This is a genomic window from Novosphingobium sp. Fuku2-ISO-50, assembly GCF_001519055.1.
Classification (GTDB): Bacteria; Pseudomonadota; Alphaproteobacteria; order Sphingomonadales; family Sphingomonadaceae; genus Novosphingobium.
Genome location: NZ_KQ954288.1, coordinates 255,346 through 263,604, shown reverse-complemented (window position 1 = coordinate 263,604; position 8,259 = coordinate 255,346). Strand labels below are relative to the sequence as shown.

Genomic DNA, 8,259 nt, shown 5'->3' with positions numbered 1-8,259 from the left:
ATCCTGCGGCCTACGAACAGGCGCTGAAGGACGAATTTGACCAGCTCTATGAAGAAGGCGCCAGCCGCCGCCGCATGATGGTGATCAGCATGCATGATCGGATTTCCGGCCATGCCGGGCGAATCCGCGTGCTCGACCGCTTTCTGGCCTATGCCAAATCGAAGCCCGATGTGTGGTTCGCGCGCAAGGACGCCATCGCCCGATACGCGCTCGAAACGCCCGGGCTGACGCCTGCCGTGGCGCGCGCAAGCGTCGCGCAATCGGGCCTTCCCGCGTCGGCCTGAGCGCGCGCCGACGCGATGGCGGGTAAAACCCCACCCAAAAATCGGCGACCCCAAACCTTGGTGTGATTGCCCGAACGTACCGCACAAAAATACTGGTGCAGTGCGCAACGCATCCGCCTTGCCAGATAATCCCAAAGAAATGGAGAAACGCCATGTCTCACGCACCCCATCCCAATCAGGCACGGTATTTGCGCACCCCTACCGATCTTGGTGAAGATGCATCGCGCGATATCAGCGCCGGTCTTGGCGCGCTATTGGCGGATGTCTTCGCGCTCTATTTCAAGACCAAGAATTTTCACTGGCATATCAGCGGGCCGCATTTCCAGGATTACCATCTGCTGCTCGACAGTCAGGCGAACCAGTTGCAGGCAATGACCGACCCGATTGCCGAACGCACGCGCAAAGTCGGCGGCACGACGATCCGTTCGGTATCCGATGTGGCGCGCCGTCAACGCTTGCTCGACAACAACGCCGACTATGTCGAACCGCAGGACATGCTGGCCGAATTGCAAGGCGACACGATCCAGTTGGTCGCCGAAATGCGCCGGATGCATGACTTGTGCTCGGAACACGGCGATGTCGCGACAACCAGTCAGCTCGAAGTGTGGATCGACGAAAGCGAACAGCGCGCCTGGTTCCTTTACGAGATTACCCGCATGCGCGGTTCGATCTGAAGCTCTGGCGGGGGTCGATCCATGCGTCTATCCTGTTCCGTATTGCTGGCTGCGATGGTCGTTTCGGCCTGCGGAGAGGCAAGGCACGGCGACCCCACGCCCGTGCCGGTGGTCATTGCCATCGCGCAGACCGGCACGGCGCGCGACACGCTGACCGGGCTTGGTCATGTCGAAGGCGCCGTCACGGTCACTGTCCATGCCCAGGTCGCGGGACAATTGCTGTCGCTCGGTTTTGCCGAAGGGCGCCCTGTGACACAGGGACAAGTGATAGCGAAGCTCGATCCCCGCCCGCTGACCGCCACGCTCGCTCAGGATGAGGCTGTGCTCGCCCGCGATCTGGCGGTCGAGGCCAATGCCCGCGATACGCTCGTGCGCAACGCACCGCTCGAAGGGGTGGGGATTGCATCGGCGCAACAAGTGGCCGGTTATCGTGCTGGCGCGGCGCAGGCTGCCGCCGCCGTTGCGGGCGACCGCGCTGCGATCATGCGCGACCGGCTGACGCTGGCCTATGCCACGATTCGCGCGCCGATCGCGGGTATGGCGGGTATCCGCATGGTCGATCCGGGCAATATTGTCAGCCCGACCGATAGCAATGGCATCGTCACGATCAGTCGGATCGAACCGGCCAATGTGGTCTTTGCCCTGCCGCAGGCCGCGCTGGCATCGGTGCAGGCGGCGATGGCGGGCGGGCATCGCGTCAGTGTCGATGCGCTCGGCCCCGATGGGCTGGCGATCGACAGCGGCGTGTTGTCGGTGCTGGACAATCGGGTCGATCCGGCCAGCGGCATGGTCTTGCTCAAGGCGGGCTTTCCCAATCGTGCGCATCGCCTGTGGCCCGGCGCGCAAATCAGCGCGCGCGTCGTTCTGGCGGCGACGCCCGACGTGATCCGCATTCCGGCGAGTGCGCTGCAATCCGGGCCTTCGGGCGCCTATGTCTGGGTGGTCGGCAATGACAATCGCGCAGGTGTGCGGCCGGTGACGCCGGGTTCGCGACTGGGTGAGACCATTGTGATCACCCACGGCTTGTCGGGCGGGGAACGGGTGGTCAGCGATGGCCAGTTCGGCCTTGTCGCAGGGGCCCGGGTCGCTGCCGCGCCAGCCTCACCGATGGCCCGGCGGCATGACGATCCCGCCCGTTTGGGGCTGGTGCCATGACCGGGGAAGGCGTGTCCGGCGCCTTCATCCGGCGTCCGGTGGCGACATGGATGTTGGGCATTGCCATCGCGTTGCTGGGCATTCTGGCCTATCGGCAATTGCCGGTGGCGGCCTTGCCCGATGTCAGTACCGCGACGATTCAGGTCACCGCGCAATTGCCGGGGGCCGATGCGCGCACCAACGCTTCGGCGGTTGCCACCCCGCTTGAACGGCAATTGGGCCAGATTCCGGGGCTGAAGGACATGACGTCGTCCAGCGCACCGGGGTTCGTGCAGATCGCGCTGCAATTCGCGCCCGGCGTTTCGGTGCAGCAGGCGTCGCTCGCCGTGCAGGCGGCGCTTGCTGCCGCTTCGAGCAATCTGCCGGCAACTTTGCCCGCGCCGCCCACATTCCGGGCGGTCAATCCGGCGCAGAGCCCGATCCTGATCCTCGGGCTGACGGCCAAGGGTATGCCGCTGACCACGGTCGATGACTATGCCGAAAGCGTGCTGTTGCCGCGCCTGTCGCAAATGCCGGGGGTGGGGCTGGTCACCATCGGCGGGCAGCAGCAGCCGGCGATGCGCATCGATGTCGATCCGCGCGCATTGGCGGCGCATGGCCTGACCATGGAGGATCTGCGCACCACGCTGCAGCACGGCACTGTCGATGCCGCCAAAGGCGTGTTGCAGGGCCCGCGTCAGGCGATCGGCATTGCCACCAACGACCAGATCGAAAGCCGGGACGACTTTGGCCGGATGATCGTGGCCTGGCGAAACGGGGCGCCGATCCGCATGGCCGACCTCGGCGCGGTGCGCATTGGCGGCGCCAGCAGTACGCAGGCCGGATGGTTCGATCGCGATCCGGCGATCATTCTCAACGTGCTGCCCGCGTCCGGCGCCAATGTGATCGACACGGTGCGGGCGATCCGGGCCGCGCTGCCCCGGCTTCAGGCGGCCTTGCCCGCCACCGTGAAAGTCGCGGTGGTATCCGATCGCACCACGACCATTCGTGCCTCGGTCGCCGATGTGCGCAACACCTTGCTGCTGACGGTCGGTCTGGTGGTGCTGACCATCTATCTGTTCCTGCGCGCACCGCGTGCGACGCTGATCCCGGGTTTGGCCGTGGCGCTGTCGATCGCGGTCGGCTTTGTCGTCGACGATGCGGTGGTGATGGTGGAAAACATCATGCGCCATATCGAGGCCGGGCTGTCGCCGATGGAGGCCGCCCTGCGCGGTGCTGGCGAGATCGGCTTTACCATCGTGGCGATTTCGATCTCGCTGTGCGCGGTGTTCATCCCCCTGTTGATGATGAACGGGGTGGTGGGCCGCATGTTTCAGGAATTTGCGATTACCGTGGTGGTGGCGATCCTTTTGTCGGTGGTCATCTCGCTGACGCTGACACCGATGATGAGTGCACAATTGCTGACCCCGCACCATGATGCCGCGCAGCAGGGCGCAATCGCGCGACGGCTGGAACGCGGGCTCGACGGCCTGACTGCGGGCTATGGGCGTGGGCTTGGCTGGGTGCTGCGTCATCAGCGGCTGACGCTCGTCGGCATGGGATTGACCATGGTGCTGACCGGCGCGCTCTATGTCTGGATCCCCAAGGGCTTTTTCCCGACGCAGGATACCGGTCTGATCGCCGGGATCACCCAGGCCGGCGCGGACATTTCGCCGCAGGGGCTGGGCGATCGTCAGCAGCGGCTGGTCGATACGATCCTGCGCGATCCTGCCGTGTTGAGCGTCGCCAGCTATATCGGGCCCGGCCCATCCAATCCCTCACCCGATCAGGGCCGCATGTTCATCTCGCTCAAACCCTTTGGCCATCGCGGCGAGGCGGGCGATGCCGGGGCTGTGATCGCGCGGATCAATCGCGCCGTGGCGGGTATTCCCGGAATCCGGCTCTATCTGCAACCGTCGCAGGATATCACGATCGGCGCGCGCGTAGCCAAGAGCGCCTATCAATTCACGTTGGTCGATGCCGATCCGGGCGAATTGTCGCAATCGGCCGAACGCGCGATGGCTGCGTTTCGCGCGATCCCGCAATTGACCGATGTGACCAGCGATACCGGTGCGCAAGGGCCGCAGTTGCAGATCACCGTCGATCGGGAGGCGATTGCCCGGCTGGGCCTTGGCATCGATGACGTCGACGCGGCGCTTTATGATGCCTTTGGCGAAAGGCCGGTGGCCAAGGTTTTTGGCGCGCTTAACCAGTATAGTGTGGTACTGGCCATGGCACCGCAATTCCGCGCCGATCCCGCCGCGCTCGATGCCATCAGTCTGCGCGCGACCGGCGGCGCGCAAGTGCCCCTGTCGGCGGTCGCGCGCATCGTCGATGCGACCGCTCCGCTTGTGATTAACCATCAGGGCGGGTTTTCGTCGACGACGATCGCCTTCAACTTGCGATCGGGCGTGTCGATCGGCACCGCCGTCGCTGCGGTCGAGCATGTGCGTGCGGGCTTGCACTTGCCGCTGACCGTGCAGACCGCGTTTCAAGGCAATGCTGCAGCGTTTCAGACCGCGCTGGCGGGGCAGGGCGGCCTGGTTTTCGCTGCTCTCGTGGCGGTTTATCTGATCCTGGGCATGCTGTATGAAAGCTGGATCCACCCGCTGACGATCCTGTCGACGCTGCCTTCGGCGGGGCTGGGCGCGCTGCTGACGCTGATCGTCGTGGGCATGCCGCTCGATGTGATCGGCATTGTCGGCATTCTGCTGCTGATCGGCATCGTCAAAAAGAACGGCATCATGCTGGTCGATTTCGCCCGCGTGCGAGAGGCAGAGGGCGCTGTGCCCGAAGATGCGATCCGCGATGCCTGTCTTACCCGGTTTCGTCCGATCCTGATGACCACGCTGTGCGCCATGCTCGGCGGCGTGCCGTTGATGCTGGGGCATGGCGCAGGGGCCGAAATCCGCCAGCCGCTGGGCTATGCCATCGTCGGCGGATTGGCGGTTTCGCAAGTGCTTACCTTGTTCACGACGCCGGTGGTCTATCTGGCGATGGATCGCCTGCGTCGTCGTGCCTGACCTGCCGCTGCCGAAAGGCCTGCCGCTGCCGAAAGGATCGCTTATGAAGCCGCCGTCCTCGTGGCGCTTGCCCGCCCGCATCGCCAATCCGGGATTGGTGGCGGCGGCCTGCTGGTTGTTGGGAGGATGCGCATCCGCACCGTTGCCTGACGCGCCGATGCCGCCGCCACCGGCCCATGCATGGAACAGTCCTGCGCCGGTCACGGCATGGCCGACGGCGCAGTGGTGGCATGAATTGGGTTCGTCCGAACTAGACCGGTTGATCGCGGATGCCGAAACCACCAATGATGATCTGGCCGCGGCTCAGGCGCGGCTGACCCAGGCCAATGCACAGGCTCGCATCGCGGGCGCCGATCTCTTGCCGCAAATCGGTGCCGACATCGGTGGCGGAGACACCCAGCGGTTGTTGAGCAACGGGGCAAAGCGCCGCTACGCCAGCACCGATGTGGAACTTGCCGCGTCCTGGCAAGTGGACGTGTGGGGCCGTGCCTCTGCCGGCGCCCGCGCTGCCCGTGCGACGGCGCAGGCGGCGCAGGACGATCTGGCCGCGATGCGCATGCTGGTGATTGCCACGGTGGCGCGCGCCTATCTCGACCTGAAGGCAAACGACGATCAGATCGCCTGCGCGCAGGCTGCGGCCCGGTCCGCGCAAGCCCTTGCGCTGGATATGGACGAGGAAGCGCGGCACGGCATCATGGCGCAGCAAGCCGTGGCGCAGCAACGGATCCTGGCCAGCCAGGCCGAGGGCGCTATCCCCCCGCTGCAGGCGTCGCGTGTGCACCTTGTTTTATCGATCGCACTGCTGACCGGTCATTCACCGGAAGGGTTCTCGGTGCATGGGGGCGCGCTGGATGCGCTGACGCTGCCGCCGGTGATGGCCGGACTGCCCGCGCAATTGCTCATCCACCGCCCGGATGTTGCTGCCGCGGAACGGGCGCTGGCGGCAGCGGGGGGCAACATCGATGCCGCGCGACGCGCTTTGCTGCCATCGATCGACCTGACCGCAAGTGGAGGTGTGGCCAGCGTCGCACTGAATGGATTGGCCAGCGAGCCAACTTCGGTGTTCGACTTTGGCGCCGGCATCCTTGCGCCGATCTTCGATGGCGGCAGGTTGAAGGGGCAGGTGCGTCTGGCGCAGGCGCGATATGTCGAACTGGCGGCCGATTATCGCAAGGCCGTGCTAGGCGCCATGGTCGATGTCGAAGATGCGCTCAGCGCCGAACGCTATGCCCGGCTGGCCGACGAGCAACAGGATGCCGCGCTTGCCGACGCGCAGCGCGTGCTTGAGGCGACAGGGATGGCGGTTCATGCCGGCACGCTCGACCGGCAGGCGTTGTGGCATGCCCAAGCGCAGGCGGTCGATGCCCGGAGCCGGAAAATCGCCGCGCTGTTGGCGCGGACGCAAGGGCTCGTCAGCCTCTATGCCGCGTTGGGCGGCGGCTGGACGGTGCCCGACGCTCATGCGCCATAAGGCAGCGCGCACATGCCACCGCGCCAAGCGGAAAGTTTGGTAAGGGACACATACCTTGATATGATACGCCTTGACCGGAAAGACGGGCATGGAGGATGGCGCGCGAACGGAGTATCCCAAGTGTTGGGTAAAAGTGTGATCAGTGTGGTCGATGACGATGCCGAAGTGCTGGCCAGTCTGGGCAGTTTCTTCCGCTCGGCAGGTTTGACCATCGTGCCATTCCGCACGGCCGAGGGCCTGCTGGATTGGACCGAGCTGGACACGATGGACTTTCTGATCACCGATCTGCACATGCCGGGCATGGACGGGCTGACTTTGCAATCCGCGCTTCTGGCGCGCGGGTTTGACGTGCCGGTCATGCTGATGACCGCCTTTCCGACCGACGCGGCGCGCGCGCGCTCGCTCGAACTCGGGATTGCGGCCTTTGTCATCAAGCCGCCAAATCCCGATCAACTTCTGGAAGTCGTTAGCCGGCTTCTGGCCGACCGCGCGACGCACGGACGCGGTGGGATCCGTCCACTGCCCTGATCATCCCGGCAGAACGTCGTGGAACCGGCTGTAATCGATTTCGCGCCAACCATCAGGGGTATTGCTGATGATGTCGGCAAAATGGAAACCCCAACTGATGTCGGCTGCGCAATAGGCCCAGCGGCCATGGATCGTCTGGCCGGAAATTTCGTCGGCGCCCGCCAGGGTGACGATGATTTCGTCATTGCGCGGTGCCTGCGGATCGGCAAGCCAATGGCGCAGCGGACTGTCCGCATCGATCGGATGCATGATCGTCCAGGTGAGCGCAAAGGTCGGATTGTTCTGGCGGGTCAACGCAAGATCGACAAATCGGCGCATCCAGACGCCGCCGACTTCTCCATCGATCATCAGCGAAAGCCGCGCCTCGGCCGAATAGATCAGGTTGTGCCGTTGATTGGCGGTCCGCAGCATAAGGGTCGGCACGCCGTCGACAGGGCGCACGACCATCCGCCGGCTGAACAATATCCGCGCGGTCGGTCGCGAGAATCGGGCAAAGGCTATTCCCGTAGCCAGCGCAAAAACAATGATGCCCAGCGTGATTTCGACAACCACCACGCCATTTGCCCAAAGCGACACGGGGTAGATGTTGCCGTAGCCGATCGTGGCCACCGTATGCACGCTGAAGAAAAAGTCGCGCCAGAATAGCGGCGCCGCAGCGGTCTGGCCGGTTGTGGCAAGGCCTGCGGGATCCAATCGATAGAGGCCGGCAAAGACGAGGTTGAAGGTCAGGAACACGCCGACAAACAGCAGACCGAGCCGCAACCACGTCATGCGCATCAGGCGGTAGTAAACATCGAGCGACGAAAGCCGCCGCTCCCCCACCGCGCGCACTTTCAGGTCGCCATCGTGAACGGCCCGTCTGATCAGTGACGGGCCGATGGGTTCGGTTCTGCTGTTGTCGGGCGCAGCGTTGGTCGTTGCAGGGGGATCCGATCGCATGGACACGGCTTGCCGCATCACCCCGCCTGGCGCAAGCGCAAGGCACTATGGCGCTTTTTCTGCGTTTCCAATGCGACCTCGTTAGCTGAGTGCCGCGAATGCTTGCCGCCATAGCGCTGGCCCAGATACGTGGTCAGTTGGCGCAAATACTTATGCGCCATTTGCGCACTTTCCGAGCGGCAGGGCAGGGGGGGGGGGGGGGGGGG

General features: G+C 64.7%; 7 protein-coding genes and 1 pseudogene. 6 read left to right on the top strand and 2 right to left on the bottom strand.

Annotated features, from left to right (window positions below; all coding sequences use genetic code 11):
- The 6 genes and pseudogenes from AQZ50_RS20725 to AQZ50_RS08440 form a co-directional block, all read left to right on the top strand.
- Nucleotides 1-284 (top strand): annotated as a pseudogene (locus AQZ50_RS20725) (hypothetical protein); the annotation flags it as partial.
- Nucleotides 285-436: 152 nt separating this feature from the next.
- Nucleotides 437-958 carry a Dps family protein gene (locus AQZ50_RS08460; protein ID WP_067745345.1) on the top strand — a complete coding sequence of 174 codons (522 nt, stop codon included), beginning with the start codon at nt 437-439 and terminating at the stop codon, nt 956-958.
- Nucleotides 959-979: 21 nt separating this feature from the next.
- Nucleotides 980-2,113: an efflux RND transporter periplasmic adaptor subunit gene (locus AQZ50_RS08455; RefSeq protein ID WP_082703502.1), complete on the top strand. Its 1,134-nt coding sequence runs from the start codon at nt 980-982 to the stop codon at nt 2,111-2,113.
- Entirely contained in the window at nt 2,110-5,115 is a 3,006-nt protein-coding gene (locus tag AQZ50_RS08450) for an efflux RND transporter permease subunit (RefSeq protein WP_067745340.1), read from the top strand. Before AQZ50_RS08455 ends, AQZ50_RS08450 begins: the two co-directional genes overlap by 4 nt.
- Nucleotides 5,018-6,586: an efflux transporter outer membrane subunit gene (locus AQZ50_RS08445; protein WP_156427275.1), complete on the top strand. Its 1,569-nt coding sequence runs from the start codon at nt 5,018-5,020 to the stop codon at nt 6,584-6,586. The genes AQZ50_RS08450 and AQZ50_RS08445 overlap by 98 nt, the downstream gene beginning before the upstream one ends.
- Nucleotides 6,587-6,706: 120 nt before the next feature.
- Entirely contained in the window at nt 6,707-7,114 is a 408-nt protein-coding gene (locus AQZ50_RS08440; RefSeq protein WP_067745335.1) for a response regulator, read from the top strand.
- Here AQZ50_RS08440 and AQZ50_RS08435 read toward each other — a convergent pair whose 3' ends face one another.
- Both AQZ50_RS08435 and AQZ50_RS20395 read right to left on the bottom strand, forming a co-directional pair.
- Nucleotides 7,115-8,053 (bottom strand): ion channel, encoded by a 939-nt coding sequence (locus tag AQZ50_RS08435; RefSeq protein ID WP_197412418.1) that lies wholly within the window; start codon nt 8,051-8,053, stop codon nt 7,115-7,117.
- A 17-nt stretch (nt 8,054-8,070) separates the two neighbouring features.
- Nucleotides 8,071-8,214, bottom strand: a complete 144-nt coding sequence (locus AQZ50_RS20395) for a hypothetical protein (protein WP_156427273.1) — start codon at nt 8,212-8,214, stop codon at nt 8,071-8,073.
- Nucleotides 8,215-8,259 lie beyond the last annotated feature (45 nt).